26 protein-coding genes and 1 pseudogene are annotated in these 25,535 nt (G+C 73.6%); 13 read left to right on the forward strand and 14 right to left on the reverse strand.

The genetic code is table 11. From position 1 onward, the window contains the following. Window positions 1-13: 13 nt before the first annotated feature. The 3 genes from HZF07_RS01075 (at window position 14) to HZF07_RS01085 (ending at window position 4,005) form a co-directional block, all read left to right on the forward strand. Window positions 14-1,468, forward strand: coding sequence for an APC family permease (locus HZF07_RS01075; RefSeq protein WP_157346327.1), 1,455 nt, complete (start codon window positions 14-16; stop codon window positions 1,466-1,468). A gap of 62 nt (window positions 1,469-1,530) precedes the next feature. Beyond that, on the forward strand, window positions 1,531-2,871 hold the full coding sequence (locus HZF07_RS01080) for a class II 3-deoxy-7-phosphoheptulonate synthase (protein ID WP_181644609.1): 1,341 nt from the start codon (window positions 1,531-1,533) through the stop codon (window positions 2,869-2,871). Window positions 2,872-3,006: 135 nt separating this feature from the next. After that, the gene (locus HZF07_RS01085) at window positions 3,007-4,005 is read left to right on the forward strand and encodes a threonine aldolase family protein (protein ID WP_181644610.1); all 999 of its coding nucleotides are present in this window, start codon (window positions 3,007-3,009) and stop codon (window positions 4,003-4,005) included. Here the strand turns inward: HZF07_RS01085 and HZF07_RS01090 are convergent. The 7 genes and pseudogenes from HZF07_RS01090 to pknB all read right to left on the reverse strand — a co-directional run bounded on the left by HZF07_RS01090 (window position 3,985) and on the right by pknB (window position 10,628). Then, window positions 3,985-4,731: an alpha/beta fold hydrolase gene (locus HZF07_RS01090; RefSeq protein ID WP_157346329.1), complete on the reverse strand. Its 747-nt coding sequence runs from the start codon at window positions 4,729-4,731 to the stop codon at window positions 3,985-3,987. The genes HZF07_RS01085 and HZF07_RS01090 overlap by 21 nt on opposite strands. A gap of 5 nt (window positions 4,732-4,736) precedes the next feature. Continuing rightward, on the reverse strand, window positions 4,737-5,666 hold the full coding sequence (locus HZF07_RS01095) for an NADase-type glycan-binding domain-containing protein (RefSeq protein ID WP_157346331.1): 930 nt from the start codon (window positions 5,664-5,666) through the stop codon (window positions 4,737-4,739). Between the two features lie 11 nt (window positions 5,667-5,677). Further along, window positions 5,678-6,721 (reverse strand): 3-deoxy-7-phosphoheptulonate synthase, encoded by a 1,044-nt coding sequence (gene aroF, locus HZF07_RS01100; RefSeq protein ID WP_157346333.1) that lies wholly within the window; start codon window positions 6,719-6,721, stop codon window positions 5,678-5,680. A gap of 105 nt (window positions 6,722-6,826) precedes the next feature. Then, a complete protein-coding gene (locus tag HZF07_RS23595; RefSeq protein ID WP_232523705.1) occupies window positions 6,827-7,411 on the reverse strand; it encodes a DMT family transporter in 585 nt (194 codons plus the stop codon). Between the two features lie 76 nt (window positions 7,412-7,487). Then, window positions 7,488-7,727: pseudogene (locus HZF07_RS24670) on the reverse strand (EamA/RhaT family transporter); the annotation flags it as partial. Then, complete coding sequence (locus HZF07_RS01110) at window positions 7,708-8,574, reverse strand: deoxyribonuclease IV (RefSeq protein WP_181644611.1); 867 nt, start codon at window positions 8,572-8,574, stop codon at window positions 7,708-7,710. The pseudogene HZF07_RS24670 and the gene HZF07_RS01110, both read right to left, overlap by 20 nt. Window positions 8,575-8,600: 26 nt before the next feature. Further along, window positions 8,601-10,628 (reverse strand): Stk1 family PASTA domain-containing Ser/Thr kinase, encoded by a 2,028-nt coding sequence (gene pknB, locus HZF07_RS01115; RefSeq protein WP_181644612.1) that lies wholly within the window; start codon window positions 10,626-10,628, stop codon window positions 8,601-8,603. Window positions 10,629-10,779: 151 nt separating this feature from the next. Between pknB and HZF07_RS01120 the strand changes: the two genes are divergently transcribed. Continuing rightward, window positions 10,780-11,154, forward strand: a complete 375-nt coding sequence (locus HZF07_RS01120) for an Rv2175c family DNA-binding protein (protein ID WP_157346335.1) — start codon at window positions 10,780-10,782, stop codon at window positions 11,152-11,154. A gap of 7 nt (window positions 11,155-11,161) precedes the next feature. On the opposite strand, the gene HZF07_RS01125 is transcribed toward HZF07_RS01120, so the two are convergent. Further along, window positions 11,162-12,238, reverse strand: coding sequence for a polyprenyl synthetase family protein (locus tag HZF07_RS01125; RefSeq protein ID WP_181644613.1), 1,077 nt, complete (start codon window positions 12,236-12,238; stop codon window positions 11,162-11,164). Window positions 12,239-12,303: 65 nt separating this feature from the next. Between HZF07_RS01125 and metF the strand changes: the two genes are divergently transcribed. After that, on the forward strand, window positions 12,304-13,194 hold the full coding sequence (metF, locus tag HZF07_RS01130; protein WP_157346337.1) for a methylenetetrahydrofolate reductase [NAD(P)H]: 891 nt from the start codon (window positions 12,304-12,306) through the stop codon (window positions 13,192-13,194). Between the two features lies 1 nt (window position 13,195). Here metF and HZF07_RS01135 read toward each other — a convergent pair whose 3' ends face one another. The 3 genes from HZF07_RS01135 to HZF07_RS01145 are packed head-to-tail and all read right to left on the reverse strand — an operon-like array spanning window position 13,196 to window position 15,331. Beyond that, window positions 13,196-14,494: a phytoene desaturase family protein gene (locus HZF07_RS01135; protein WP_181644614.1), complete on the reverse strand. Its 1,299-nt coding sequence runs from the start codon at window positions 14,492-14,494 to the stop codon at window positions 13,196-13,198. 7 nt (window positions 14,495-14,501) lie between these two features. After that, window positions 14,502-14,858 carry an ArsC/Spx/MgsR family protein gene (locus tag HZF07_RS01140; protein WP_157346339.1) on the reverse strand — a complete coding sequence of 119 codons (357 nt, stop codon included), beginning with the start codon at window positions 14,856-14,858 and terminating at the stop codon, window positions 14,502-14,504. Continuing rightward, window positions 14,858-15,331, reverse strand: coding sequence for a YbaK/EbsC family protein (locus HZF07_RS01145; RefSeq protein ID WP_157346341.1), 474 nt, complete (start codon window positions 15,329-15,331; stop codon window positions 14,858-14,860). The genes HZF07_RS01140 and HZF07_RS01145 overlap by 1 nt, the downstream gene beginning before the upstream one ends. Before the next feature lie 48 nt (window positions 15,332-15,379). On the opposite strand from HZF07_RS01145, the gene HZF07_RS01150 reads away from it, so the two are divergent. From HZF07_RS01150 to HZF07_RS01165, 4 genes are all read left to right on the forward strand, one after another. Next, the gene (locus HZF07_RS01150; RefSeq protein ID WP_157346343.1) at window positions 15,380-15,835 is read left to right on the forward strand and encodes a hypothetical protein; all 456 of its coding nucleotides are present in this window, start codon (window positions 15,380-15,382) and stop codon (window positions 15,833-15,835) included. Window positions 15,836-16,010: 175 nt separating this feature from the next. Next, window positions 16,011-16,442, forward strand: a complete 432-nt coding sequence (locus tag HZF07_RS01155) for an SAV_6107 family HEPN domain-containing protein (protein WP_157346345.1) — start codon at window positions 16,011-16,013, stop codon at window positions 16,440-16,442. A 24-nt stretch (window positions 16,443-16,466) separates the two neighbouring features. Next, the gene (locus tag HZF07_RS01160; protein WP_157346347.1) at window positions 16,467-17,195 is read left to right on the forward strand and encodes a methyltransferase domain-containing protein; all 729 of its coding nucleotides are present in this window, start codon (window positions 16,467-16,469) and stop codon (window positions 17,193-17,195) included. A 176-nt stretch (window positions 17,196-17,371) separates the two neighbouring features. Beyond that, window positions 17,372-17,806 carry a DUF3040 domain-containing protein gene (locus HZF07_RS01165; protein ID WP_181644615.1) on the forward strand — a complete coding sequence of 145 codons (435 nt, stop codon included), beginning with the start codon at window positions 17,372-17,374 and terminating at the stop codon, window positions 17,804-17,806. 183 nt (window positions 17,807-17,989) lie between these two features. Here the strand turns inward: HZF07_RS01165 and HZF07_RS01170 are convergent, their stop codons facing one another. From HZF07_RS01170 to HZF07_RS01180, 3 genes are read right to left on the reverse strand one after another with little or no spacing between them, the layout of a single operon-like run. After that, window positions 17,990-20,374 carry a transglutaminase family protein gene (locus HZF07_RS01170; protein WP_157346349.1) on the reverse strand — a complete coding sequence of 795 codons (2,385 nt, stop codon included), beginning with the start codon at window positions 20,372-20,374 and terminating at the stop codon, window positions 17,990-17,992. Next, window positions 20,371-21,657 (reverse strand): DUF58 domain-containing protein, encoded by a 1,287-nt coding sequence (locus tag HZF07_RS01175; protein WP_157346351.1) that lies wholly within the window; start codon window positions 21,655-21,657, stop codon window positions 20,371-20,373. Before HZF07_RS01175 ends, HZF07_RS01170 begins: the two co-directional genes overlap by 4 nt. A 19-nt stretch (window positions 21,658-21,676) precedes the next feature. Next, the gene (locus HZF07_RS01180; protein WP_157346353.1) at window positions 21,677-22,645 is read right to left on the reverse strand and encodes an AAA family ATPase; all 969 of its coding nucleotides are present in this window, start codon (window positions 22,643-22,645) and stop codon (window positions 21,677-21,679) included. A gap of 452 nt (window positions 22,646-23,097) precedes the next feature. Between HZF07_RS01180 and mraZ the strand changes: the two genes are divergently transcribed. The 4 genes from mraZ (at window position 23,098) to HZF07_RS01200 (ending at window position 25,513) form a co-directional block, all read left to right on the forward strand. Beyond that, complete coding sequence (gene mraZ / locus HZF07_RS01185) at window positions 23,098-23,526, forward strand: division/cell wall cluster transcriptional repressor MraZ (RefSeq protein ID WP_157346356.1); 429 nt, start codon at window positions 23,098-23,100, stop codon at window positions 23,524-23,526. Window positions 23,527-23,758: 232 nt separating this feature from the next. Then, window positions 23,759-23,962, forward strand: a complete 204-nt coding sequence (locus tag HZF07_RS01190; RefSeq protein WP_157346358.1) for a hypothetical protein — start codon at window positions 23,759-23,761, stop codon at window positions 23,960-23,962. Window position 23,963: 1 nt separating this feature from the next. After that, window positions 23,964-24,935 (forward strand): 16S rRNA (cytosine(1402)-N(4))-methyltransferase RsmH, encoded by a 972-nt coding sequence (gene rsmH / locus HZF07_RS01195; protein ID WP_157346360.1) that lies wholly within the window; start codon window positions 23,964-23,966, stop codon window positions 24,933-24,935. Then, window positions 24,932-25,513: a hypothetical protein gene (locus tag HZF07_RS01200; protein WP_157346362.1), complete on the forward strand. Its 582-nt coding sequence runs from the start codon at window positions 24,932-24,934 to the stop codon at window positions 25,511-25,513. Before rsmH ends, HZF07_RS01200 begins: the two co-directional genes overlap by 4 nt. The last annotated feature ends 22 nt before the right edge of the window (window positions 25,514-25,535 follow it).

The raw sequence follows: 25,535 nt of genomic DNA on the forward strand, positions 1-25,535 counted from the left end.
GAGAGTGGCGACCATGACCACTCAGAGCTCCGACGACGTGGACGTCAACGGACCGACGCCTGACCTCAAGCGCGTCCTCGGTCCCCGGCTGCTGCTGCTGTTCATCGTCGGCGACATCCTCGGCGCCGGCATCTACGCCGTCACCGGCGAGATGGCCCTGGAGGTCGGGGGGCTGGTGTGGCTCCCGTTCATCGTGGCGTTCGTGGTCGCCACGCTCACGGCGTTCTCCTACCTCGAGCTCGTCACGAAGTACCCGCAGGCCGCCGGCGCCGCGCTCTACACGCACAAGGCGTTCGGGATCCACTTCGTCACGTTCCTCGTCGCCTTCGCGGTGATCTGCTCGGGCATCACCAGCGCGTCGACGTCGTCGAACCTGCTCGCCACCAACCTGCTCGCCGGGTTCGACGGGCTGGGCTGGGACGTGCCCCAGGGTGACACCGCGATCACCGTGGTGGCGATGCTCTTCATGGTGTTTCTCGCCGGGGTCAACCTGCGCGGCGTCGGGGAGAGCGTGAAGTTCAACGTCGTGCTGACGCTGATCGAGATGACCGCGCTGGTCATCGTGATCGCGATCGGCTTCTGGGTCATGGTCAAGGGCGACGCCGACATGGGCCGGATCGTGGTCTTCCACACCGAGTCCGACCGCGGGCTCTTCCTCGCGGTCACCGTCGCGACCGCGATCGCGTTCTTCGCGATGGTCGGCTTCGAGGACTCCGTCAACATGGTCGAGGAGACCCACGAGCCCGAGCGGATCTTCCCGCGGGTCATGCTCACCGGGCTCGGCATCGCGGTCATCTTCTACGTGCTGGTCGCGATCTCGGTGATCGCGGTCATCCCCGAGGGCCAGATCGAGGCGGTGGTCTCCGACGAGGGCAAGGTCCTGCTCGCGGTGGTCGAGAAGGGCGCCCCGGGCCTGCCGATCGACAAGATCTTCCCGTTCCTGACGGTCGTCGCGGTCGCCAACACCGCGTTGCTCAACATGCTGATGGCCAGCCGGCTGCTCTACGGCCTCGCCCACCAGGACGTGCTGCCGCGCACGCTTGGCAAGGTGCTGCCCGGCCGGCGCACGCCGTACGCCGGGATCGCGTTCTCGACGGTGCTCGCGCTGGGCCTGATCGTCGTGGTGACGTTCCTCGCGGACACCTCGGTCATCTCGGCGCTGTCCGGCACCACCGCGCTGCTGCTGCTCTGCGTCTTCACGGTCGTCAACATCGCCTGCATCGTGCTGCGCCGCGATCCCGTCGAAGGTCGGTTCCGGGCGCCCGGGTGGGTGCCCTTCGCCGGCGCCGCGGCCTGCGCCTACCTGGCCGGTCCGTGGGCCCGCGACCGGGAGGACTGGGTGCAGTACGAGGTCGCCGGCGGCCTGCTGCTGCTCGGCATCGTGCTCTGGGCGTGCACCTGGTTCACCAACCGGGCGGTGCGCGCGCAGAAGACCGGCTTCCGCGACATCGAGCACCTGGAGGAGTAGGCGACGTCTCGCCGTCGGCCGCCGAATCCGGCGCCCGGCGTCGACCGCCGTACGCTTGACGGGTGAGCAGCACCGTTCCGGACCTCGCGACCCTGCACGCCCTGGGGGCCGCCCAGCAGCCGACCTACCCCGACCAGGCCGCCGTCGACGCCAACGTCGCGCGGCTGCGCACCATGCCGCCGCTGGTCTTCGCGGGTGAGTGCGACGACCTCAAGGCCAAGATGGCCGCGGTCGCGCGGGGCGAGGCGTTCCTGCTGCAAGGTGGGGACTGCGCCGAGACCTTCGCCGAGGTCACGGCCGACAACGTCCGCAACAAGCTGCGGGTGCTGCTCCAGATGGCGGTGATCCTCACGTACGCCGGCTCCGTGCCGGTCGTGAAGCTAGGGCGGCTGGCCGGCCAGTACGCGAAGCCCCGCTCCTCGGACATGGAGACGCGCGGCGGCGTCACGCTCCCGGCCTACCGCGGCGACGCCGTCAACGGCTTCGACTTCACCCCGGAGTCGCGCATCCCCAACCCGACGCGGCTGCTCGACGTCTACAACGCGTCGGCGGCGACGCTCAACCTGGTGCGCGCCTTCGTCACCGGTGGCTACGCCGACCTCCGGCAGGTGCACACCTGGAACACCGACTTCGTGCGCACCTCGGCCGCCGGCCAGCGCTACGAGACGCTCGCGGGCGAGATCGACAAGGCCCTCTCCTTCATGAAGGCGATCGGCGCCGACCCCGAGGAGCTCAAGCGGGTCGACTTCCACTCCAGCCACGAGGCGCTGCTGCTCGAGTACGAGCACGCGATGACCCGCATCGACTCGCGCACCGAGCTGCCCTACAACGTCTCCGGCCACTTCGTCTGGATCGGTGAGCGGACCCGGCAGCTCGACGGCGCGCACGTCGAGTACTTCCGCCACATCCAGAACCCGATCGGCTGCAAGCTCGGCCCCTCCGCGACCGCCGACGACGCGCTCGCGCTCGCCGAGCGGCTCAACCCCGACAACGAGCCGGGCCGGCTGACCTTCATCACCCGCTTCGGCGCCGGCAAGATCCGCGACGGGCTGCCGAACCTGGTCGAGAAGGTCACCGCCGCCGGCGTGCAGGTCGCCTGGGTCTGCGACCCGATGCACGGCAACACCTTCGAGTCGAGCACCGGCTACAAGACCCGCCGCTTCGACGACGTCATCGACGAGGTGCAGGGCTTCTTCGACGTGCACCGCGCGCTGGGCACCTGGCCCGGCGGCGTGCTGGTCGAGATGACCGGCGACGACGTCACCGAGTGCATCGGCGGCGGCGAGGAGATCGACGAGGCCGGGCTCGCGCACCGCTACGAGTCCGTCGTCGACCCGCGCCTCAACCGCGTGCAGTCGCTCGAGCTGGCGTTCCTCGTCGCGGAGATGTTGCGCAACGCGTGAGCTGCGGCCGGTCGCTGTTTCATCAAGGGATGAGGTCGAAGCTGCGCCTCCGTGGGCGAACTCGCCCGGGGAAGCGCCGCTCCGCCTGCATCCCTTGATGAAACGCCGACGCCGCCACCCTGACAGGATGACGCCGTGATCGACCTGCGCTCCGACACCCTCACCACGCCGACCGACAAGATGCGGGCCGCGATGGCGCGGGCCGAGGTCGGGGACGACGTGTACGGCGAGGACCCGACCGTCGCCCGGCTCGAGGAGCGGGTGGCTGGGCTGTTCGGGCACGAGGCTGCCCTGTTCACCCCGACCGGGTCGATGGCCAACGTGCTGGCGGTGCGCAGCCTGGTGCAGGCCGGCCAGGAGGTGCTCTGCGAGGCCAGCGCGCACATCGCCCGCGCCGAGCTCGGCGCGCACGGCGCCTACACCGGCCTCACCATGCGCACCTGGATCCACCGGCGCGGGCAGGTGGACCTGCCGACGATCCAGACGCTGTTCGCGCCCGACATGGGCCCCTTCTTCGTGCCGACCGCGGCGATCTCGGTCGAGAACACCCACAACTTCGCCGGGGGAGCGGTGCTCCCGCTCCAGGACCTGCGCGACCTGCGCGAGTTCGCCACCGGCGCCGGCGCGCGCGTGCACATGGACGGCGCACGGATCTGGAACGCGCACGTCGCCACGGGCACGCCGCTCGCGGAGTACGGCGCGGTCGCGGACGTCTTGGCGGTCTGCCTGTCCAAGGGCCTGGGTGCCCCCGTCGGTTCGCTGATGGTCGGCAGCCGGGACGCGATCGCCGAGGCCCGCATCTGGCGCAAGCGGATGGGCGGCGGGATGCGGCAGGTCGGCATCCTCGCCGCAGCCGGGCTGCACGCGCTGGACCACCACGTCGAGCGGCTGGCCGACGACCACGCGCACGCCCGGCTGCTGGCCGAGGCGTGCGGCGTCGACCCGGCGACCGTCGACACCAACATCGTGGTCGTGCAGCGCTCCGACGCCGCCGACTTCGTCGCGGCCGCCCGCGCGGAGGGTGTGCTGGTCGCCACCGTCGGCCCGACCGCCGTGCGCCTGGTGACCCATCTCGACGTCAGCGACGCCGACGCCGAGCGGGCGGCGGCGGTGCTAGCCCGCGTCGCAGGCTGACGCGTCCGGCACGACGGCCTCCTCGCCGTCGAGCACGGCGGCGACCAGGTCCGGCACCGGGTGACCGAGCAGGTCGAGGTGCCGCAGCTCCAGGTCGCCGCAGACGGCCTGCACGTTCACGTCGAGCGCGCCGTCGAGCCGTGCCGACTCGGCCGGGTCGACCACCCCGTCCGAGTCGCTCCAGATGCTGACCCAGTCCGCGTCCGCCGGGACGCCCGTGGCGTCGAGCTCCTCCAGCAGGTCGCTGCCCGCGAGCAGTTGGGCGCACGCGTCCGTGCAGTCGGCCGGGTCGCTCACCTCGAGGGCCTCCAGCGTGGTGCCGTGGTGGGGCGCGCCGATCGTCACGAGACGGCGTACGGCGTCGGCGCCGTCGCCCGTCGCCCACAGCCGGGCGACGATGCCGCCGGCGGAGAACCCCACGACGTCGACCTCCTCGGCACCGGTGCCCCGGACGGCCTCGTCGACGAGCGCTGCCTGCTCGCGGAGGTCGGCGGTGCCGCCCTGGTTGTCCACGGTCACGGTCGTCCGGCCGTCGTCCTCCAGGGCGTTGGCGATCAGCGCCATGTCGGTCGGTGAGCCGCCGAGGCCCGGCACGAGCACCACCGGCGGCTGCGCCGCGGAGGTGTCCTGCTCGGTGGGCGTGGGTTCGGTGGGTGCCGGGTCGTCGTCGCCGCACGCGGCGAGCACCCCGAGCAGGGTCACGACGACGAGGAGGCGCAGCGGCATGGCGGTCACGCTCCCGCGACGAGCAGCAGGTCGCTGATCGCCGTGAAGTCCCGCGAGTCGGGGCCGGTGCCCGGCGCCGAGACGGTCACCAGGCGGAGCGTGATGGTGGTGGTCGTGGCGTCCACGTCGATCGACTGGACGCCGGTCGTGTCGCCCAGCGCCTGAGGCACGGTCGTGCCGTCGTCGAAGACCCACTCGACCTGCTCGACGCGCCGGTTGCCGTGGTACCAGTCGCGCCCGGCCTCCTGCTTGGCATAACCGTTGATCAGGCCGACCGAGCGCAGCCGGGTCTCCTCGGCGAGCGTGATGGCGATCTCCGACCCGCTGCCGTCCCCGGCCATCCGCCAGGCCGTCTCCGGCACGCCGTCGAGCATGTTCTGGGCCTCGTAGTCGACCGGCGCACCGGTCACGGTGCGGCCGGGCGCGGCGGTCGCCGGCACCGTCACGGCGGCGTCGGCCGTCACGCTGCCCTTCGGGATGTCGGGCGCCTGCGACGAGGACCCTGGGCTGCCCGGGCCGCTCGGCTCGCTGGTCGACTCGGCGTCGGGCCCCTCCGAAGGCCCCGGGTCGTCGCCGCTGGTCAGCAGCGCGATCCCGAGGATCACCACCAGGGCCAGTGCGACGCCGATCGCGGCCCACATCCCCCAGGGCCGCGGCCGGCGGTGGCGGTTGGGCACGACGTTCTCATCGGCTGCCGGCGTGGGGTCCTCGTCCGCGAAGAGCGGGTAGCGGGCCGGCGGGGCGGGCGTCCAGGTCGGCGGCGGCGGGATGTCTGCGGGCGGTGCCACTCGCGGACGCTCCGCGGTGTCGCCGGGCCCGAGGTCGCCGAGGTCACCGAGGTCGCCGAGGTCGGTGGGGGAGCCGACCGCGTGGCCGCAGTTGGTGCAGTAGCGGCCGACGCCGAGCTCGTGGCCGCAGTTGACGCAATAGTTCATCGGGCGTCAGGTTAGACGACCGGCGCGAGGGCCGGCTCCTTGCCGACGAGCGCCGGGAGCCGGCGCACGGCCTGGGCGAGCTCGCGCAGGTCGGCCCCCTCCAGCGCCTGCGGTCCGTCGCAGAGCGCCACCTCGGGCTGCGGGTGCACGTCGACGATGACGCCGTCGGCCCCCACCGCGATCGCGGCCCGGGACAGCGGCAGCACCAGGTCGCGACGGCCCGCCGCGTGCGAGGGGTCGACGATCACCGGCAGGTGGCTGGCGGCCTGCACGACCGGCACTGCCGAGATGTCGAGGGTGTTGCGGGTCGCCGGCTCGAAGGTCCGGATGCCGCGCTCGCAGAGCACGACGTCGAGGTTGCCGCGCTGGGCGATGTACTCGGCCGCCATCAGCCACTCCTCGATGGTCGCGGTCATGCCGCGCTTGAGCAGCACGGGCTTGCCGGACTCGCCGGCCGCCTGCAGCAGCCCGAAGTTCGCCATGTTGCGGGTGCCGATCTGCAGCATGTCGGCGTACTCCGCGACCACCGGCACGTCGCGCGCGTCCACGACCTCGGTCACGATGGGCAGCCCGGTCGCGACCCGCACGTCGGCGAGGATCTCGAGGCCCTTCACGCCCAGGCCCTGGAACGCGTACGGCGAGGTGCGCGGCTTGAACGCACCGCCCCGCAGGATCGCGGCCCCTGCCGAGCGCGCCATCTGCGCCGCCTCCAGCGTCTGCTGGGCGGACTCGACCGCGCACGGACCGGCGATGAACGTCAGCGTCTCCGGCCCGATCGGCACCTGCCGGCCCGGCTCGCCGATCCACACCGTCGACCGGTCCGGGCGGTGCTGGCGGCTCACGAGCTTGTAGGGGTCGGAGATCCGGTGCACGTCGGCGACGCCGCGCAGCGTGCGCAGGTTCAGGTGGTGGAAGGAGTCGATGTCGCCGACCAGGCCGATGATCGTGCGCTCCAGGCCCTTGGAGACGAACGCCTCACCGCCGACGCCCTCCACCTTCTCGACGACGCGCGCGACGTCCTCGTCGGTGGCATCGGGGGACATGACGACGACCATGGCTGCTCCTTCGCGAGGCAGGCCACGTCGTCGGGGCCACTGCTGGGAGCGTAGGGGAGCGCGAGTCGGTGCCCGCCCCGCGCCCGGCATCCGGGACTCGTCGCCTCAGACGGCGATGTGCGGGACCTCGGCCTCGAGCTTGCGCCCGGGCGCGAGCTCGACGAGCAGCATCGCGGTGAGCACGAGCGCGCCACCGACGAGCATCCGCCCGGTCACGGACTCGCCGCCGAGCAGCACCGCGAAGAACGCCGCGAACACCGGCTCCATGCTCATCACGATCGCCGTGCGCGTCGCGGAGAGGTGGGCCTGCGCCCAGGTCTGGCCGAGCAGTGCCAGTGCGGCCGGGAACACCGCCATGTAGACGACGGACAGCCAGTCGCGGCCGTCGTCGGGCAGCACGATGCCGCCGGGGGCGCTGGCGACCAGGCAGATCACCGCGACCATCACGACCTGCAGGATCGACATGCCGAGCGCGTCCCGGGCGTTCGACCAGGCGCTGAGCCCGACGATGTGCAGGGCGTAGATCATCGCGGCGACGAACGTCAGCGCCTCGCCGTACCCGATCGAGAGGCCGTCGAGGGTGAGCACGGCGAGGCCGCCGAAGGCGAGCGCGACGGCGGCCCAGGTCATGCCGGTGATCCGGTTGTGCAGCAGCACGGCGGCGAAGAGCGGGGTGGCCACGACGTACATGCCGGTGATGAAGCCCCACGCTCGCCGGGGTGTGCGCGAGCCCCGCGGTCTGCAGGATCTGCGCGACGCCGTAGAGGCAGCCGAGCACGGCCGCCTGGCGGCGGGTCGCGGGGCAGAGCCGCAGGACCGCGCGGGGTGCGACGACCAGCAGCAGCACCGCGGCGATCGAGAACCGCACGGCCAGGAAGTCGACGGCCGGCACCCGGTCGAGCAGGTCGTGGATCAGGAAGAACGTGCTGCCCCAGCACGCGGTGATGCCGAGCAGGACCGCGGTGGCGAGCAGCGACGTACGACGCTCATCCACGGGCGTCACCATCGCGCAGCCGCTTCAGCAGCGGGATGTCGCGCGTGTCGGCGTCCCGCGAGTCGGGCGTCTCGAGGATGAACGGCACCCCGTCGGTCGCCGGGTGCGCGAAGAGCTCCGCGAACGCCGCCTCGCCGATGTGGCCCTCGCCGATGCGCTGGTGGCGGTCCTTGAACGCGCCGCGCACGTCCATCGAGTCGTTGGCGTGGATCAGCCGGAGCCGGCCGGGCCCGCCGATCTCGACGATCCGGTCGACGGTCGCGGTCGCGCCGCCGGGCTCGTCGAGCGGGGCGCCGGCCGCGAAGACGTGGCAGGTGTCGAGGCAGATGCCCGCCTTCGGGTGGTGGTCGAGCGCCTCGAGGTACGGCGCCAGGTCCTCGACGCCGGCGCACAGGGAGCGCCCCTGACCGGCGGTCGGCTCGAGCAGGAGCCACGGCGCGGCGTCGTCCGCGATCGTGTCGAGCACCGGCAGCAGCGCCTCGCGGACCTGCCTCATCGCCTGGGTGTCGTCGGCGTCCCCGACGTAGGAGCCGGTGTGCACGACGACGCCCTCGGCGCCGATCTGGGCGGCCCGCTTGAGGTTGTGCGCGACCGACGCCACCGAGTTGGCGTACGTCGCGGGCGTGGGGCTGCCGAGGTTGACGAGGTAGGGCGCGTGGATGAACGTGCGGGTGCCGCGCTCGGCCATCAGGTCGCGGAACCGGGCGTCCTCGGCCGGCCTCCCCTCGGTGAGCGCCCACCCGCGTGGGTTGCCGACGAAGACCTGGAAGGTCTCGCAGCCCAGCAGGTCCGCCTGCGCGACCGCGCCGTCGACGAGACCCCTGCCGACCAGGACGTGGGTTCCGATCGGGTTGCGCACCGCGCAACCCTAGACCGCGACCCCGGTCAGATCAGGCTCAGGGTGATCGTCGCGCCGACCGGAGCCATCGAGCCACCTTCGGGGTCCTGGGAGAACACGAAGCCCAGGCCCAGCGACCCGGCGGCCGACTCGGTCACGACGTGGAAGCCGAGGTCCTCGAGCGTCTCGGTGGCGGCGTCGACGCCCTGACCGCGCACCGACGGCACCTCGATCAGCTCCGGGCCCTTGGAGACCACGAAGGACACCTCGTCGCCGCGGTGCACGGTGGTGCCGCCGGGCGGGTTCATCGAGATGATGTCGCCCTCGGCGACGTCGTCGCTGAACTCCTCCTTGGCGACCTTGCCGGTCAGGCCCTTGGAGTCCAGCCACTGCATCGCGTCGTCGACGTCCTTGCCGACCCAGTCCTTGAGCTCGACCGGCCTCGGGCCCTTGCTGACGGCCAGGTCGACCGGGGTGTCCGGCTTGAGCGTCGTGCCGGCCTTGGGCGTGCTGGAGATGACCTGGCCGAACGGCACGGTGTCGGACCACTTCTCGGTGGTGCCGCCGTAGGCGAGGTGGGTCGCCTCCAGTGCGTCGCGGGCCTCCTCCTCGGTCATCGTGGCGAGCTTGGGCACGTCGTAGCGCTCCTTGCCCAGCGACATCGTGATCTCGACGGTGCCGCCGTCGATCACCCGCGAGCCCGGCTCCGGGTCGCTCGCGACGACCCGCCCCGCGGGGACGGTCTCGGAGTACGCCGGGTCGCCGACCTCGGCCTCGAGCCCGGCCGCCGCGAGCGCCTTCACCGCCGCCTGCTCGGTCTTGCCGAGCACGCCGGGCGTCGTGGTGTAGCGCCCGTCGAGGAACCACCACGCCGCGGCTCCGCCGCCGACGACGAGCAGCAGCGTGGCCAGCAGCAGTACGAGTCCCTTGCGGGAGCGGCGCCCCCGCGGTCCGTCGGCCGGAGGCTCGCTCGGCGGAGGTCCGGCCGGCGGGCGGGCCACGGTGCGGAGGAGCGTGGTCGGCTCGGCGGCCGCGGCCGCGGGGACCGCCATCGTGGCCAGCGCGCCCCGGTCGAACGGCTCCGGCGCGGTGTCGTCGGCCGAGGGTGCCTCGGCGGCCTCGCTGCGCAGCCTCGTCGGCAGCAGGTCGGCGGTGAGCTCGGGGTCGTCCACCACGCCCTCGGCCAGCGCGTGGCTGACCCGGTGCACCTGGTGCAGCAGCACCGCGGCGTCGGCCGGCCGGAGCTCGCGGTCGCGAGCGGTCGCGCGGGCGACCAGCGCGTCGACGTACGCCGGGAGCCCCGGCACCAGCGTCGACGGGGCCGGGACGTCGGTGTGGACGTGCTGGTAGGCGACCTGGATCGGGCTCTCGCCCTCGTGCGGCTTGGTGCCGGTCAGCAGCTCGAAGAGCACGACGCCCGCGGCGTAGACGTCGGCGCGCGCGTCGGCGCGGCCGCTCACCACGAGCTCGGGCGCGAGGTAGGAGACCGTGCCGATCAGCACGCCGCCGGTCGCGGTGTGGTGGGTGTCGGCGCTGACGGCCTTGGCCAGCCCGAAGTCGGCGACCTTGACCCGGCCGTCGTCGGCGATCAGGACGTTCTCGGGCTTGACGTCGCGGTGGATCAGGCCGGACCGATGAGCGGCGGCGAGCGCGGACAGCACCGGCTCGAGCAGCGCGAGCGCCCGGGCCGGCTGCATCGGGCTCTCCTTGCGGATCACGTCGCGCAGGGTGTGTCCGGAGATCAGCTCCATGGCGAGGAAGACGGTGCCGTCGTCGTCGCCCTGGTCGTAGACCGCGACGACGTTGGGGTGCGAGAGGCGCGCGGCGGAGCGGGCCTCGCGCACGAACCGCTCGGCGAACTCGTTGTCGTCGCCGAGGCCGGGGTGCATCACCTTGACCGCCACCGTGCGGTCGAGACGGAGGTCGGTGGCCTCGTAGACACCGGCCATCCCGCCGCGCGCGATGCGGACGCCGATCTCGTAGCGACGGTCGAGCACCCGACCGGTCAAGGGGTCGCTGACGCCGTCGGCGCCGCCCTTGCGGGCAGGCCGATCGTCGCGCCGTTCTGGCTGCACAGCGACCCTCCTGTGCCGGACGGGGAAGGATCCGGTGGCTCAATCGTACGGACGGCCCTCGCTCGGGGCCGGTTGGCGGGGGCGGCGGCGTGGCGCGGATCTCCCCAGCGGCCGTTGCGGCGCCCCGGCTCCGCGGTGCCAGACTGGGCGCATGGAACAGCCCCGCCTCGCCGACGCCGACCTCGCCGCCCTCGTCCCGGCCTGGCTCGACTGGGCGGCCGCCGCCGAGCAGCTCGGCGTGACGGTCGCCAAGGTCCGCACGATGATCCGCGAGCACGAGCTCGCCGCCGCCGTGCCCGCGCCGCGCGCCGGCCAGCAGGTGCCGGCCGACTTCATCCAGGACGGGCTGCCGGTCAAGGGGCTGTCCGGGTTGCTCACCATGCTGCACGACAACGGCTTCGACGACCGCGAGTGCATCGCCTGGATCTTCACCGACGACGACCTCCCTGGCCGTCCCATCGACGCGCTCCGCGAGAACCGCGGGACCGAGGTCAAGCGGCGCGCACAGGTGCTCGCCAACTTCTGACGCCGGCTCAGACGACCCGCTGGGTCGCGGCGTCGGCGAGACCGTGCAGCACCCCGCGGGCGTGGTCGTCGATGTCGGCTCCGGCCAGGGCCTCGAGCGCCCGGGACACGAGCGCGTCGATGACCTCCTCGACCTGCGCGTGGGCGCCGGAGCGGTCGATGATCTCGCGCAGGTCGGCGACGTCAGTGGGGGAGAGCGGGGTGCCCAGCGCGGCGTCGAGCCGGGTGGCCTCGGCAGCGTCGGCCGCGTCCAGGGCGAGCGCGACCAGCACCGTGCGCTTGCCCTCGACCAGGTCGTCCCCGGCGGGCTTGCCGGTGGTGGCCGGGTCCCCGAAGACGCCCAGCAGGTCGTCGCGCAGCTGGAAGGCCTCACCGAGGGGGAGGCCGAACCCGGAGAGCTGGTGCAGGGTCTGCGCCGACGCGCCGGCGAGCGCGGCGCCGATGTGCAGGGGCCGCTCGATGGAGTACTTCGCCGACTTGTAGCGCAGCACGGTCATCGCCGCGTCCACGTCCGCGCGGCCGCGGGCCTGCACCGACACGTCGAGGAACTGGCCGGCGATCACCTCCGAGCGGCACCGGTCGAAGACATCCAGTGCGGGCAGCACCCGCTCGATCGGCAGGCCGCAGCGGCGCAGCAGCTCGTCGGCCCAGCTGAGGAGCAGGTCGCCGAGCAGGATGGCCGCGGCGGCGCCGTACTGCTCCGCGTCACCGCGCCAGCCGTCGGCGCGGTGCTCGTCGGCGAACCCGCGGTGGGTCGCCGGCCGGCCCCGCCGGGTGTCGGACGCGTCCATCAGGTCGTCGTGCACGAGGGCGCTGGCGTGCAGCAGCTCGAGCGAGGCGCACGCGCGGACCAGGGCGTCCTCGTCGGCCGGCACCGGCTCGACGGCCCGGTGCCCCCAGTAGCAGAAGGCGGCGCGGAAGCGCTTGCCGCCGGCCACCGAGGCTCGCGCCTCCCGCACGAGCCGCTCGGCGTCCGGGCCCAGCACGGCGAGCCGCGCGGCCTGCTCGTCGATGAAGTCGTCGAGGGCCGCCTGCACCCGGCCGCGGAACGCGGCGCCGTCCCACCCGTTCCCGCTGTCCGCCACGACAGGGAGACTAGCCAGTGGTCAGGAAGCGCGACCCGACGGGCCCGGTCCATACACTGCTCCGCATGGTGGACTCTCAGGCGCGCAGGATCGGCGACCTCGTCCGGTCCGGCGAGCGGTCGTTCTCGTTCGAGTTCTTCCCGCCCCGCGACGCGGCCGGCGAGGAGCAGCTGTGGCAGGCGATCCGCGAGCTCGAGCCCTACCGGCCGACGTTCGTCTCGGTGACGTACGGCGCCGGCGGCTCGACCCGCGACACGACCGTCCGGGTGACCGGCCGGATCTCCCGCGAGACCTCGATGACCGCGATGGCCCACCTGACCTGCGTCGGCCACACCCAGGCCGAGCTCGACGGCGTCCTCGACGCCTACGCCGAGGCCGGCATCGCCAACGTCATGGTGCTGCGCGGTGACCCGAAGGAGGGTCCGCGGGCCGAGTGGACGCCGACCGAGGGCGGCTTCACCTATGCGGAGGAGCTGGTCACGCGGGCCCGCCAGCGGGGCGGGTTCAGCATCGGCGTGGCGGCGTTCCCCGAGGGCCACCCGTCGGCGGAGTCGCTCGACCACGACGCCGACGTGCTGGTGGCCAAGGCTCGCGCCGGCGCCGAGTTCGCGGTCACCCAGATGTTCTTCCGGGCCGAGGACTACTTCGGGCTCGTCGAGCGGGTCCGCGCCCGCGGCTGCGACCTGCCGATCCTCCCGGGCATCATGCCGATCCTGAACCTCGCCAACATCCGCCGCCAGGGCGAGCTGATCGGCACCGACGTGCCCGCCTCCGTGGTCGACCGGATCCTGGCCCACGACGGCGACGCGGTCGCGATGCGCGCCGCCGGCATCGACCTCGCCGCCGAGCTGTGCGAGGAGCTCCTCGAGGGCGGCGCGCCCGGCCTGCACTTCTACACGCTCAACCGCTCCAAGGCGACCCGCGAGATCTTTGCCCGCCTGAACATCGCGGCCTGACTCAGGCCGGGCCGACCTCGGCGGCGACCAGCGCGGCGGACAGCCCGACGTAGGGGAGCCCGGCACCGGGGGTGGCGTGGGCGCCCGCCGCGTACACACCGCTGATCGGCGTGCGGGGTCCGAGTCGCTGACGCGCCGTGGCCCGGCCCTGCCAGAGCACCCCCATCGGCGACCCGCCCCAGCGCGACACCTGGTCGCGCGGGCTGCGGTCCACGCGCGCGACCACCTGGGCCCGCACGTCGATCCGGTGCCGGGCGAGCGCGCGCAGGACGTCCTCGGAGAGCCGGCCGCGCCCGTGCACGGTCAGCGTCCAGTGCCCGTCCGGGGCCGTGCCTCCGGTGCGCAGCACGAGCATCGGGTCGCCGTGCAGCACGAGCTCGTGCGGCAGGTCCAGCGGCTCGCCCGCCAGGCCGACGTGCACCACGACCGGCGGGATGGCGGGCATCGTGCGCGCGACGTACGACGCGAGCGCCGGCAGGCGGCGGGGGTCGACGGCGCAGACGACCACGTCGGCGTCGAGCTCGCCGGTCGAGGTCGCGACGGCGACGGCGCGGCCCTCGCGCACCACGACGTCGGCCACCTCGGTGCCGGTCAGCACCGTCACCCGCCGGGTCGCGAGCCGGGCGACCAGCGCCTCCCCGAGGCGCACCATGCCCCCCTCGACCGTCCACGCCCCGAACCGCTGCTCGACGTAGGCGGTCATGCCCGCCCACGCCGGCACGTTGCGCAGGTCGTGGCCCTCGGCGACGAAGGGGTGCCCGGCCACCAGCCGCAGCCGCTCGTCCTTGAAGGTCTTCCGGAGCCGCTTGAAGAGCATCTCGCGGCTGTCCAGCCGCGCCGCGACGTCACGCGGGAGGTCCGTGGGGTCCCACGGGCTCTCGAGGTAGCCGCGGCGCAGCACCTCCCAGTCCTCGGCGTACGACGCGACGTGGTCGACCCAGCGCCGCCCGAGCCCCGCGCCGAGCTCGTCGAGCGCCGCGAGCTGGGCCGCGCGGCCACTCGGCAGCGCCAGCCGCGAGCCGTCCTCGAAGCGGTGCTCGCGCAGCACCGGCAGCGGCACGAGGTCGAGCTCGCGCTCGACCGGCCGGCCGGACTTGCGGAAGAGGTCGCGGACGACCGCCGGGAGCAGGGTGTACGTCGGCCCGGCGTCCCAGGTGAAGCCGTCCTCGGCCACGCCCTCCAGCGCGCCGCCGAGCGAGTCCGACCGCTCGACCAGGGTCACCTCGTGGCCGAGCTTCGCCAGCCGGGCCGCCGCGGCCATCCCACCGAACCCGCCCCCGACGACGACGATGCGCGCCACCGCTCGCTCAGCCCTCAGCGGCGATGACGCGGCCGAGCGACTCCCCGTCGCGCGCCACGACGGTGGTGCCGTCGGCGGCCGTGATGATCGGGCGCTGGATCGCGCGCGGGTGTGCGGCCAGGGCCGCCAGCCAGTCGGCGCGGTGCGCGGCGTCCTCGGGCAGGTCGATGCCCTCCTCGCGGGCCTCCTTGGCCCGCGCCACGTCCCACGGCTCGAGGCCGAGGCGCTCGACCACGTCGCCCAGCTCGGCGGGCGTCGGCGGGTCGTCGAGGTAGCGGCGCACGGTGTAGTCGACGCCCGCGGCGTCGAGCTCGGCGACCGCGGTGCGGCACGTGGAGCAGGCCGGGTTCAGCCAGATCTCCATCAGGCGACCTCGACCTCGGACGCGCCGGTCATCGCCGCGAGCTCGTCGTAGGTCGTCGAGAAGACGGCCGCGGGGTGGCCGGCCGCGGCCCAGACGACGTCGTACCTGCGCAGCCAGGGGTCCAGGTAGGTCGGGATCGGCGCCGGGTGCCCGATGGGGGACACCCCGCCGATGACCTGGCCGGTGTGCTCGCGGACGAACTCCGGGGTCGCCCGGCGCAGCTTGCCGACGCTGAGGTCCGCGGCGACCTTGGCGGTGTCGACGCGGTGCGCTCCCGACGTCAGAATGAGCACCGGTGCGCCGTCGGCGTCGAAGAGCAGACTGTTCGCGATGGCGCCGACCTCGCACCCGAGCGCCTCGGCCGCGAGTGCGGCGGTGTGCACCGAGTCGGGCAGGATGACCACCTCACCGGTGCCGCCCCGGCTCGCGTGGTCGGCGCGGAACCGGGTGATGGTCGGGTGTTCGGAGTTCATGGTCGAGACCCTAGGGCAGCGGGTGCCCGGGGATGGAGGAGGAGACGGATGAGTCAGGAGCGGCCCGCAGCGGTGGCGGCGGTCTGGTTGACCCGGGCGCAGCTGGTGCTGCTCCTGGTGGCGGCGCTGCTGGCGGTCGTCCTTGACGACGAGCTCGCCGACGCCTGGCAGTCCGGCCGACCCGACGCCGACTCGGTGGAGCCGCCGTCGATCGTCCCCGTGGTGGTCGTGATGCTCGCCGTGATCGGGCTGCTGCTCTTCGTGCTGCTGGAGTTCTTCCGCTCCCGGCACGGGTGGGCGCGGGTCGCGATCACCGTGACGCTGGTGCTGCTCGCGCTGGGCACGCTGGCGACGCTGCGCATCGGTCCGCCCGCGCTCTTCGTGGTCGTCTCGGTCCTCAGCCTGGCGCTCGACGTCGCGATCATCGGCGCGCTCTGGCGCCGGGACACCACCGGCTACCTGCGCGAGGCGGACCGCTCGCACGACGTACGGGCCGGGTCCTGACCCCACCTCGACGCGCCTCGACGCGGCCTTGACGGGCTGTCGGCGGGCAGGTGTACGGTGGGGACCTGATCGAACACCTGTTCGATCAGGTCCGGTGGGGGCGACCTCGACCCCCGTCCCCGCCGGGCGTCCCACGGCAGGGGTCGCCGGTCCGGGGTCGAGGAAGAGGTGTTCGATGAACCCGCACGCGCTGCCTGCCACGACCCACTCCTACCTCGCCCGCGCGGCGGAGTCGCTGAGCGAGGCGGTGGCGGCCACCGAGGTGCCGACGCGCTACGCGTGCGCCCACGTCGCGGCCCTGCGCTCGGCCGCCGCGCTGCTCTCGGCGCGGGCCCGTCCGGCCGCCCGGACGCGCCGGCGGCAGCACAACGCCTGGGTGCTGCTCGCCGAGGTGGCTCCGGAGATGGAGGAGTGGGCCCGCTTCTTCGCCGCCGGCGCCGCCAAGCGCGCGGCCGCCGAGGCCGGGTCGACGCGCGCGGTCGCCGAGCGCGAGGCCGACGACCTGGTCCGGGAGGCCGACCGGTTCCTCGCGGTCGTCGAGCGCAGCCTGGGCCTGGTGCCGCACGTGCCGGTCGACGAGCGGCTGGTGGCGGTCCGCGCCGGCTGAGCCCGCGCACCCTAGGCTGGAGGCATGACCGACAGCCTCAGGACCGGCCGGCCCAGCGAGCGCCGGGCCGCCGCCCGCGACGCTGTGGTGTGGGACGGCCTGCTGCCCGCCGTCGTCCCCGACAGCGACGTGGTCGACGTCGGTGGCGGGACCGGCGGCTTCGCCGTACGGGTCGCCGAGCTCGGTGCCCGGGTGACGGTCGTCGACCCCAGCCCCGACGCGCTGGCCGCGCTCGGCCGCCGGGCACGCGAGCTGGAGGTCGCGGTCTCCGGCTTGCAGGGCGACCTGTCGACGCTCCTCGACGTCGTCGGGCCCGACAGCGCCGACCTGGTGCTCTGCCACGGCGTGCTCGAGGTCGTCGACGACCCGGCTGCCGCGCTCGCGGCGCTGCGGTCGGTGCTGCGTCCCGGGGGCGTGCTGAGCCTGCTCGTCGCCCAGCGGCACGCGGCGGTGGTCGCCCGCGCGATGGCCGGTCACTTCCCCCAGGCGCTGGCGATGCTCGAGTCGGGCTCCGACCGCGACGGTCGCACCGGCCACCGGTTCACCGCGCCGGAGCTGACCGAGCTGGTGGCCGACGCCGGCTTCGGCGTCCGTTCGGTGCACGGCATCCGGGTCTTCGCCGACCTAGTGCCGGGCTCGCTCCTCGACCTGGAGCCGGGGGCGACCGCGGCGCTGCTCGAGCTCGAGCGGGCGGTCGCGGAGCGGGCGGAGTACCTCCCGCTGGCGACCCAGCTGCACGTGCTGGCGCGCTGACCCGGCGGGTCGCGGAGGCGTCCGCGAGGGATTGGGCGACCGGCCACGGGGAACGGTCCAGCCGTAGCGGCACGGTTCGGTCACGAAAATGTCGATCCCGGCTACCGGGATGCCGAGCCGCTGCCTAGACTGGACTCGCCGGGGGACAAGTCCGGCGACGACCTGTGGGAGGTACGGTGCCACTCTCGGAAGAGGAGCTCCGACTGCTTGAGCAGATGGAGCGGGCCCTCGTCGAGGAGGACCCGAAGCTGGCCTCGACGCTGCGCGGCACGGCGTTCCGCCGGTCCGCCCGCCGACGAGCCATCCTCGCCGGGGTCTGCTTCGTCGCCGGCGTCGCGGTCCTGATGACCGGAGCCGTCGCGAGCATCACCGTGCTCGGGATCGTCGGGTTCGTCATCATGCTCGGTTCCGCGACGATTGCGCTCACCGCGATCCGCGGGCACCACGGCCACGTGGCCTCCGACCCCCGTGCCGCCCACCCCAGCCGCGGTGGCTTCACGGTCATCGACGGCGGCCGGGCCAGCAAGCGCTCCCGCCGTACCAGCCACGGCTCCTTCATGGAGCGCATGGAGGAGCGCTGGCGTCGTCGCCGCGAGACCGGCGGGTTCTGACACAGGCTTGATCGACACAGCTTGATCGACACCGGGCGGTGACCGCAGGGTCACCGCCCGTCGTCCTTCCATCGGCCTTGACCCCCACCACCCAGGCAAAGCTGTCACTTCTCAGGCGTTGCAACGCCTGAGAAGTGCCGGAATCACCGGTTCACCGGTGATTCCGACACCGGCCCGACCCCCTCAGGTCACCTGGTCGACGACCCCGCCGTACCGGGTCTCGACGGGACCGCCGCCGGCCCGCCGGGAGCGATCGAGGCGCAGCACCGACCGCGGCCACCAGGCGGCCCGGCGCCGGGCGTTGCGGGCGGCGCCGCCGGCCAGCGCGTCGAGGCAGGCCTCGGCGTCGGCACGGAGCCGGACCGGGTCCACCGGCACGCCGGCGCGGGAGTACCGCTGCAGTTCCAGGGTCCGCACGATCCGGTCGAGCGCGCCGACTGCCTCGGGGGCGACCTGTGGGCCGCGCGGCGGCCGCTCGGGAGTGTGCGGGCCGACCGGGGCGCCGAACAGGTCGACCATCCACTCGCCGGTCGCCCGCGGCGAGCGGCCGTGGGGCCAGGCGCTGCCGAGGTCGACGGCGCTGTCGCGCAGCTCGGTCCACACCAGCTCGGGGGCTCCGGAGGCCAGTCGACGCTCGCGGCGGCGACGCCGCACCAGCCGCGGCAGCAGCAGGCCGGCGAGGAGGACGACGGCGAGGGCGAGGCCGCCGACGATCGGGCCCCACGACCTGCCCGAGCCGGCGGCGGCTGCGGCGTCGGGGTCGAAGCCGGAGTCCTCGATGGGGCGCGGCTGCGCGGTCGCGGAGTTGGAGGCGCTCTCACTCGGCGCCGCCGACTCGCTCGGGTCGTCGCCCGCCCCGGACCCGGGGACCGTGTAGGCCGGCACGTCCTCCGCGCGATCGGCCGGAGTGGGCTCGAAGCGCACCCAGCCGGCACCGTCGAAGTAGAGCTCGGGCCAGGCGTGCATGTCGAGCGAGCTGTAGGACCAGCCGTTCGGGCCGTCGGGGGTGGGGCGCAGGAAGCCGATCGCGACGCGGGCCGGGATGCCGAGCTCGCGCGCCATCACCGCCATCGCTGACGCGAACTGCTCGCAGTAGCCGATGCGACCGCCCGGACCCTCGGACAGGAACTGCACCAGCGCCTCGTTGCCGCTGCCCTCCGCGCCGTCGAGGCTGTAGGTGAAGCCGCCGTCCTCGCGGAACCAGTTCTGGAGCGCGACCGCCTTCTCGTACTCGGTCGTGGCGCCCTGGGTCGCCGCCGCGGCCAGGTCGCCGACGATGGCCGGCATGTTGTCGGGCAGGTCGGTGAACATGTCGTCGACCTTGCCGCCGGGCGGGGCGGCGTCGGCCAGCGTCTCGGAGTCGATCGCGGGCCGGATCGCGGTCAGGGAGTACTCGAGGCCGGCCGCGCTGAGGCCGTCGTCGCCGGCCAGGAAGTCCATGGTCTTGTCGTCGTAGCGCCAGTCGCCGGACGCGGTGACCCGGCTGACCGGCGGCTGGGTGGGCAGCCAGCGCGAGTCGAAGAGCGGCGACACGGTGATGTCGTAGGGGTACTGCTCGCGCTCGATGTCGACCGACAGACCGACCGGCGGCGGCATCGAGCCGTCGGCGAGGTTTCCGACCGGCACGTCCCGGTCGCCGGGGCTCCACTCGGCCTCGTTGTAGCGGGTCAGCGCCAGGATCCGGAGGTACGACGGGTCGGGGTCGGTCGTCGTGAGGTGGACGAGCGGGACGTCCTCGCGGCGCTTGAGGTCGCGGACCAGGTCGGCCGTCGGGTTGTCGACGCGGATCTGCTCCCCGTCGCCGTTGCCCGGTCCGAAGTCGAAGAGGTGCCACCCGGTCGCCGGGACCAGCACGGGGACCAGTACGGCGAGCGCGGTGGCCGCACCGCCGATCAGTCCGGCGGTGCCCCGCACGGTGTGGCTCCCCGCCCCGAAGGCGATCGGGTCACCGGTCTCGCGGTCCTCGGCGATCGGCCGGCCCCAGCGGGCCACCTGCTCGGACTCCTGGAGGTAGAGCATCGTGAGGAAGCCGCCGGCCGTCCCCGCGAACACCCAGGGGGAGATCGTGGTGTCGACCATCCCCAGCGGGACGCTGAACACCGCGAGCAGCGGCAGGCCGGCGAGGGGTACGCGCCGGGCGGTGCAGGCTAGCGCGTCCACGAGCAGCAGGCAGGCGAGGCCGCCGAAGATCAGCAGCGCGTCGACGGGCGGCAGCTCGGGCCGGATCGGCGCGGCGTACCGGTTGGCCGTGTCGAGGGCGTCGGAGATCGTCGTGGTCAGCTCGGTCCAGCCGCCCCGGACGGGGATCGGCGTCCCGACCAGGAGCAGGCAGGCGAGCGCGGTCGAGATCGCGAGCTGGAAGCCGACGACGGCGATGCCCGGCCACCGCCACCACCGGGCGAGGGCACCGGTGACGGCGATCACCGCGCCGATGAGCAGCAGCGGGTTGAGGAAGTCGCCGGGCGACATCGTGAGCTCGCGCCAGGCGTTCATCGCGAACCAGGTCGTGGCCGCGGCCAGTCCGGAGAGCAGCAGGCCCGGGCCGAGTCGGGTGTGGCGGCGGGTCATCCGACGACCTCGGGCTCCGCCTCGGGGTGCGCGGCCCGGGCCACGCCGCGGGCGCTCTGGGCGCTGGTGTGGGCGAGCTCCTGCCAGACGGCGTCGAGCCGGTCGCGCGGCCCCAGCGGCGCCGCGCGCCAGCCCTGCTGGCCGAGCAGCTGGGTGGCCGTGCCGGGCGCGCCGCCGATCCACGCGTCGACGTCGACGGCGACGGCGAGCGCGGACGCCGCGTGGTGCTGCATCCGCCGCAGCACCGGCAGGTCGTGGGACACGATGCCGCCGAAGACCGCGACCGTGAGGCCGCCGTGGGCGCCCTCGCCGAGCCAGCTCGTCTCCAGGCGGGCCTGGGGGACCGGCGTCACGACGGCGAGCGACTCCAGGAGCGGGCCGGCGTTGAGCTCCGCGCCGCGCACGTGCCAGGCGCTGCCAGGCTCCTCGCCGGTGGCGGTCACCAGCCGGACCGCGAAGCCTCGGCGGGTGAGGTGGACGGCGATCGACGCGGCCGCCGAGACCGCCGCCTCCAGCGAGGAGGCGATGCCCTGGCCACGGTGGGCGCTGGCCCGGTTGTCGAGGAAGAGCGTCGCCCGGGACTGCCAGGGCTGCTCCTCACGGCGGACCATGAGCTCGCCCACGCGGGCCGAGCTGCGCCAGTGCACCCGGCGGAGGTCGTCGCCGCGACGGTACTCGCGCACGGTCACGTCCTCGGCGCTGCCGGTGGCGAAGGCGCGCGGCCGGTTGTCGCCGGACCCGGTCCACGCCCCACCGAGTGGGATCTGGGGGAGCGGCACCGTGCGGGGGGTGACGATGAGCGGCACCGTCGTGCGGAACGTGCGGCCGAGCTCGACCAGGCCGAACGGGTCGCTCACCCGGACCGACATCGGCCCGATCTCGAAGCGGCCGCGGACGTCGGAGCGGACCTGGTAGGTCACGGAGTGGCGCCAGCCGTGGCCGATGCCCTCGACGACGAACCGCGGCCGGGTGCCGAGCACGTAGGGCACCTGGTCCTCTAGGCGGAGCGCGCCGTTGGGGGCGAGGCCCTCGTTGGCCAGCGTCAGCGTCACGCGGGCCGGCTGGCCGGCGGCGACCAGCTGCGGGGTGACCGTGCGCACCAGCGTCAGCCGGTAGCGGTTGCGGGCGAGCACGGCGACGGTGAGCAGCGCGACCGCGAGCAGCAGGATGCCGACCCGCGCGAGCGTGGGCTGGTCGAGCAGGATCGCGCACACGATGGCGGTCACGCCGGCGGCGAGGAACGCGCGTCCGCGGACGGTGAGGCCGGCCAGTGCTTCTCTCATCGGCTCAGTGCTTCGCGCGTCAGCCCGCGTCGGGGACGGCGACGGTCGCGACGATCGCGTCGAGGATCGCCGTCGTCGAGCGCCCGCTCATCGCTGCCTCCACGCTCGGCAGCAGCCGGTGGGCGAGGACCGGGCGGGTCAGCCGGTGCACGTCGTCGGGGAGCACGTAGTCGCGGCGGTCCATGGCGGCCACGGCCTTGGCGGCCCGGACCAGGTGGAGGGTCGCCCGCGGCGACGCGCCCAGCGAGAGCTCGTCGGAGCGCCGGGTGGCGGAGGTGATCGCGACGGCGTAGCGCTGCACGGCCGTCGAGACGTGGACCTGGTTGACGATCGCGATCAGCTTGCGGACCTCGGCCGCGTCGGTGACGGGCTCGAGGTCGTCGAGCGGGTTCGCTCCGGTGTGGCTGTTGAGCATCGCGATCTCGGCGGCCTCGACCGGGTAGCCGACGGAGACCCGGGCCATGAAGCGGTCGCGCTGCGCCTCCGGGAGGGCGTAGGTGCCCTCCATCTCGATCGGGTTCTGGGTCGCGATGACCATGAACGGCGCCTCGAGCTGGTACGTCGTGTTGTCGACGGTGACCTGCCGCTCCTCCATGCACTCCAGCAGGGCGGACTGCGTCTTCGGCGAGGCGCGGTTGATCTCGTCGCCGACCACGACGTTGGCGAACACGCCTCCTGGCCGGAACTCGAACTCGCGGGTGTTCTGGTTGAACACCGACACGCCGGTCACGTCCGAGGGGAGCAGGTCGGGGGTGAACTGGATCCGGCGCACCGTGCAGTCGATGCTGCGCGCGAGCGACTTGCTCAGCATCGTCTTGCCGACTCCGGGCACGTCCTCGATGAGGAGGTGGCCCTCGGCGAGCAGCACGACCAGCGCCGAGTGGACGACGTCGGGCTTGCCCTCGATGACGCGCTCGATGTTGGTCCGCACGCGGCTCACCACCCGCGACAGCGTCTCGAGGTCCGCCCCGCCCGCTTCCGCGGTCAACCCAGTCTCCACATCGTTCCTTCCCTCGCCCTGTCCGGTGCGCTGCCGCCCTGCTGTGAGCAACGCCACCCGCTAGACCCAACCGTAAGCGGTGGGGGAAACCTACGTGGCGCGCTCTCGCTACGCATCTGACTCCCTGGATCACGGATTGGTTGCGTCGGCGGTTCACCCCCCGACCCGCCTCGGGCGGCGTCCGTCCTCCACCACGCTCCACCGGCGGTCGCGCTTCCCCACCCGCGCCCCACTTCGACGTCCTGGCGCTCGGCGTACCCGCGCTGACCTGCGCAGATGCGCCCTCCGCAGCCGCCCGGGCCGAGGCCGGATCCGGCCCACCACACGCCGCCGCCGGCCGGAACGACGGCAGAAGACACGCGCAATGTGGTTGACGGTGGGGGATTGTGGAGTAAGGTGGAGCGCAGTGGAGGAAGGGTCCAGGGGAGTGGAGGTGCCCGATGTTCTTCATGGGCACGTACACCCCCAAGCTCGACGAGAAGGGGCGGCTCTTCCTCCCGGCCAAGTTCAGGGATCGGCTCGCGGAGGGGCTCGTGGTGACGCAGGGACAGGAGAACTGCCTGGTCGTGTGGCCCACGGACGTCTTCATGGAGGAGGCGCGGCGGGCACAGGCCACGCCGATGACCGTGCGTGGGGCCCGTGACTACGCGCGCATCCTCTTCGCCGGCGCCGACGAGGCGTCCCTGGACAAGCAGGGCCGGGTCGGCATCTCGGCCCACCTGCGCGAGTACGCCGGCCTCGACCGCGACGTGGTCGTCATCGGCGTGATGGACCGCGTCGAGATCTGGGACCCGGCCCGCTGGCGGGAGTACTCCAGCGGCGCCCAGGCCAAGTTCGCCGAGCTCGACGAGCAGCCCAACCCGAACTAGCTCCACCCCGCACCACCGCAGGACCAGCAAGAACTACAGAGCGATCCGCAGGACGAGGTCTCGAGCCCGCTCCCGCGCCATCTGGGGCACCTTCCCCGGTTCCAGATGGCACCTCCATCTGGGGCACCTTCCCCGGTTCCAGATGGCCCTTCCCGCAACACCGGGAGCGGGCAGGGACCTGGTCCGGCGGATCGCTACTTCCCCAGCAGCACGACATCGAGGGTCGAGACAGATGAGCATCGCGCCAGTGGCACCGCGCCGGACGGCTCCGGCCGCCGCGCCGGACGTCCGCGACGTCCAGGACGCACCGGCGGCCGCGCCGCGGGTGCGCCACCAGGCGCGCGAAGCGGCCACCGTGATGGTGTTCTCGGCGGCCACCTCGGCCGGCATCGCGGTCTTCTTCCTGCTCCTCGCAGTCGCGGCGCGACAGGCCTGACATGGCCGGCCCCGCCCACGTCCCGGTCCTGCTGGACCGGGTCGTCTCCCTCCTCGCGCCCGCGCTCGACCGCGCCGACCGCGACCGCACCGTGCTCGTCGACTGCACGCTCGGCCTCGGCGGTCACACCGAGGCTGTGCTCTCCCGCATCGACCGGGCCCACGTCGTCGGCATCGACCGCGACCCGCAGGCCCTCGAGCTGGCGACCAGCCGCCTCGCGCCGTACGGCGAGCGCTTCACCGGCGTGCACGCCGTCTACGACGAGATCGCCGAGGTGCTCGAGGAGCTCGGCCTGCCGCACGTCGACGGCGTGCTCTTCGACCTCGGCGTCTCCTCGATGCAGCTCGACGTGCGCGAGCGCGGGTTCGCCTACGCCGAGGACGCGCCGCTCGACATGCGCATGGACGGCAGCCAGGGCATCACCGCGGCCGAGGTGCTCAACACCTACGACGCCGGCGACCTGACCCGGATCCTCCGCGAGTACGGCGAGGAGAAGTTCGCCCGCAAGATCGCCGCTGCCGTCGTGCGCGAGCGGGCCAAGGAGCCGTTCACGACCTCGGCCCGCCTCGTCGAGCTTCTGTACGCCGAGATCCCCGCGCCGGCGCGGCGGACCGGCGGCCACCCGGCGAAGCGCACCTTCCAGGCGCTGCGCATGGAGGTCAACGACGAGCTGGCCGTCCTGCGCCGCGCGCTGCCGGCCGCCGTGGACGCGATCGGCGTCGGCGGCCGCGTCGTGGTGGAGAGCTACCACTCGCTGGAGGACCGGATGGTCAAGCAGGCCTTCACGGCCGCGACCCGGTCCGACGTGCCCGAGGACCTGCCGTTCGTGCCGGAGGGGCACGAGCCGGCGCTCCGCCTGGTGACTCGCGGGAGCGAGAAGGCCACGCCGGAGGAGATCGAGGAGAACCCGCGCGCCGCCTCGGTGCGACTGCGGGCCGTGGAGCGTGTGCGCGAAGGGGGAGTGGCGGCATGAGCAGTCCTGCGATGCAGGTCCGGACGAGGATCCCGCGGTTTGCGGAGAGCGCGGTCGAGAGGGCGCGGCTGACCGTCGTCCCGCGCCGCCGCAGGGCGGCCGGCCGCGCGCCGTTCCTCGCCCTGGTGTCGATGGTGCTGCTCGCCGGCGTCATCGGCCTGCTCCTCTTCAACACCTCGATGCAGCAGGCGTCGTTCACCAACACAGCGCTCGAGCAGCAGGCCGACCGCCTCGCGGCGCGCCAGCAGTCGCTGGAGATGGAGCTCGAGCAGCTCCGCGACCCGCAGCGGATCGCCGGCGCGGCGCAGCGGCTCGGCATGGTGCAGGCGTGCAGCCCGGCGTTCCTGCGCCTCGGCTCCGGGCGCGTGATGGGCGAGCCGTGCGCGTCGACCGCCGCCAACTCGCTGCAGATCCGTCCGCGGCCGCCGGTCAAGCCCGCGGCGCTCAACCCGCCCGCCAACGTCGTCACCGTCGAGGCGCCCGCCGCCCAGACCGACGCGGCGAACTCCTCGGCCCAGCCCGAGCGTGGCACCCGGGAGCGGGCCGCGCGGGACGGTAAGAAGAAGAACAACCGGTAGTCGGCACCCGACTGCCCCCGAC

The organism is Nocardioides agri (assembly GCF_013778305.1).
GTDB lineage: Bacteria > Actinomycetota > Actinomycetes > Propionibacteriales > Nocardioidaceae > Nocardioides > Nocardioides agri.

Bases quoted from the DNA above. Each gene is read 5' to 3' on its own strand.
- HZF07_RS01075 (WP_157346327.1), top strand. From the start codon at position 14: ATGACCACTCAGAGCTCCGACGACGTGGACGTCAACGGACCGACGCCT.
- HZF07_RS01090 (WP_157346329.1), bottom strand. From the start codon at position 4,731: ATGCCGCTGCGCCTCCTCGTCGTCGTGACCCTGCTCGGGGTGCTCGCC.
- HZF07_RS01095 (WP_157346331.1), bottom strand. From the start codon at position 5,666: ATGAACTATTGCGTCAACTGCGGCCACGAGCTCGGCGTCGGCCGCTAC.
- aroF (WP_157346333.1), bottom strand. From the start codon at position 6,721: ATGGTCGTCGTCATGTCCCCCGATGCCACCGACGAGGACGTCGCGCGC.
- HZF07_RS23595 (WP_232523705.1), bottom strand. From the start codon at position 7,411: ATGTACGTCGTGGCCACCCCGCTCTTCGCCGCCGTGCTGCTGCACAAC.
- HZF07_RS01120 (WP_157346335.1), top strand. From the start codon at position 10,780: ATGGAACAGCCCCGCCTCGCCGACGCCGACCTCGCCGCCCTCGTCCCG.
- metF (WP_157346337.1), top strand. From the start codon at position 12,304: ATGGTGGACTCTCAGGCGCGCAGGATCGGCGACCTCGTCCGGTCCGGC.
- HZF07_RS01140 (WP_157346339.1), bottom strand. From the start codon at position 14,858: ATGGAGATCTGGCTGAACCCGGCCTGCTCCACGTGCCGCACCGCGGTC.
- HZF07_RS01145 (WP_157346341.1), bottom strand. From the start codon at position 15,331: ATGAACTCCGAACACCCGACCATCACCCGGTTCCGCGCCGACCACGCG.
- HZF07_RS01150 (WP_157346343.1), top strand. From the start codon at position 15,380: ATGAGTCAGGAGCGGCCCGCAGCGGTGGCGGCGGTCTGGTTGACCCGG.
- HZF07_RS01155 (WP_157346345.1), top strand. From the start codon at position 16,011: ATGAACCCGCACGCGCTGCCTGCCACGACCCACTCCTACCTCGCCCGC.
- HZF07_RS01160 (WP_157346347.1), top strand. From the start codon at position 16,467: ATGACCGACAGCCTCAGGACCGGCCGGCCCAGCGAGCGCCGGGCCGCC.
- HZF07_RS01170 (WP_157346349.1), bottom strand. From the start codon at position 20,374: ATGACCCGCCGCCACACCCGACTCGGCCCGGGCCTGCTGCTCTCCGGA.
- HZF07_RS01175 (WP_157346351.1), bottom strand. From the start codon at position 21,657: ATGAGAGAAGCACTGGCCGGCCTCACCGTCCGCGGACGCGCGTTCCTC.
- mraZ (WP_157346356.1), top strand. From the start codon at position 23,098: ATGTTCTTCATGGGCACGTACACCCCCAAGCTCGACGAGAAGGGGCGG.
- HZF07_RS01190 (WP_157346358.1), top strand. From the start codon at position 23,759: ATGAGCATCGCGCCAGTGGCACCGCGCCGGACGGCTCCGGCCGCCGCG.
- rsmH (WP_157346360.1), top strand. From the start codon at position 23,964: ATGGCCGGCCCCGCCCACGTCCCGGTCCTGCTGGACCGGGTCGTCTCC.
- HZF07_RS01200 (WP_157346362.1), top strand. From the start codon at position 24,932: ATGAGCAGTCCTGCGATGCAGGTCCGGACGAGGATCCCGCGGTTTGCG.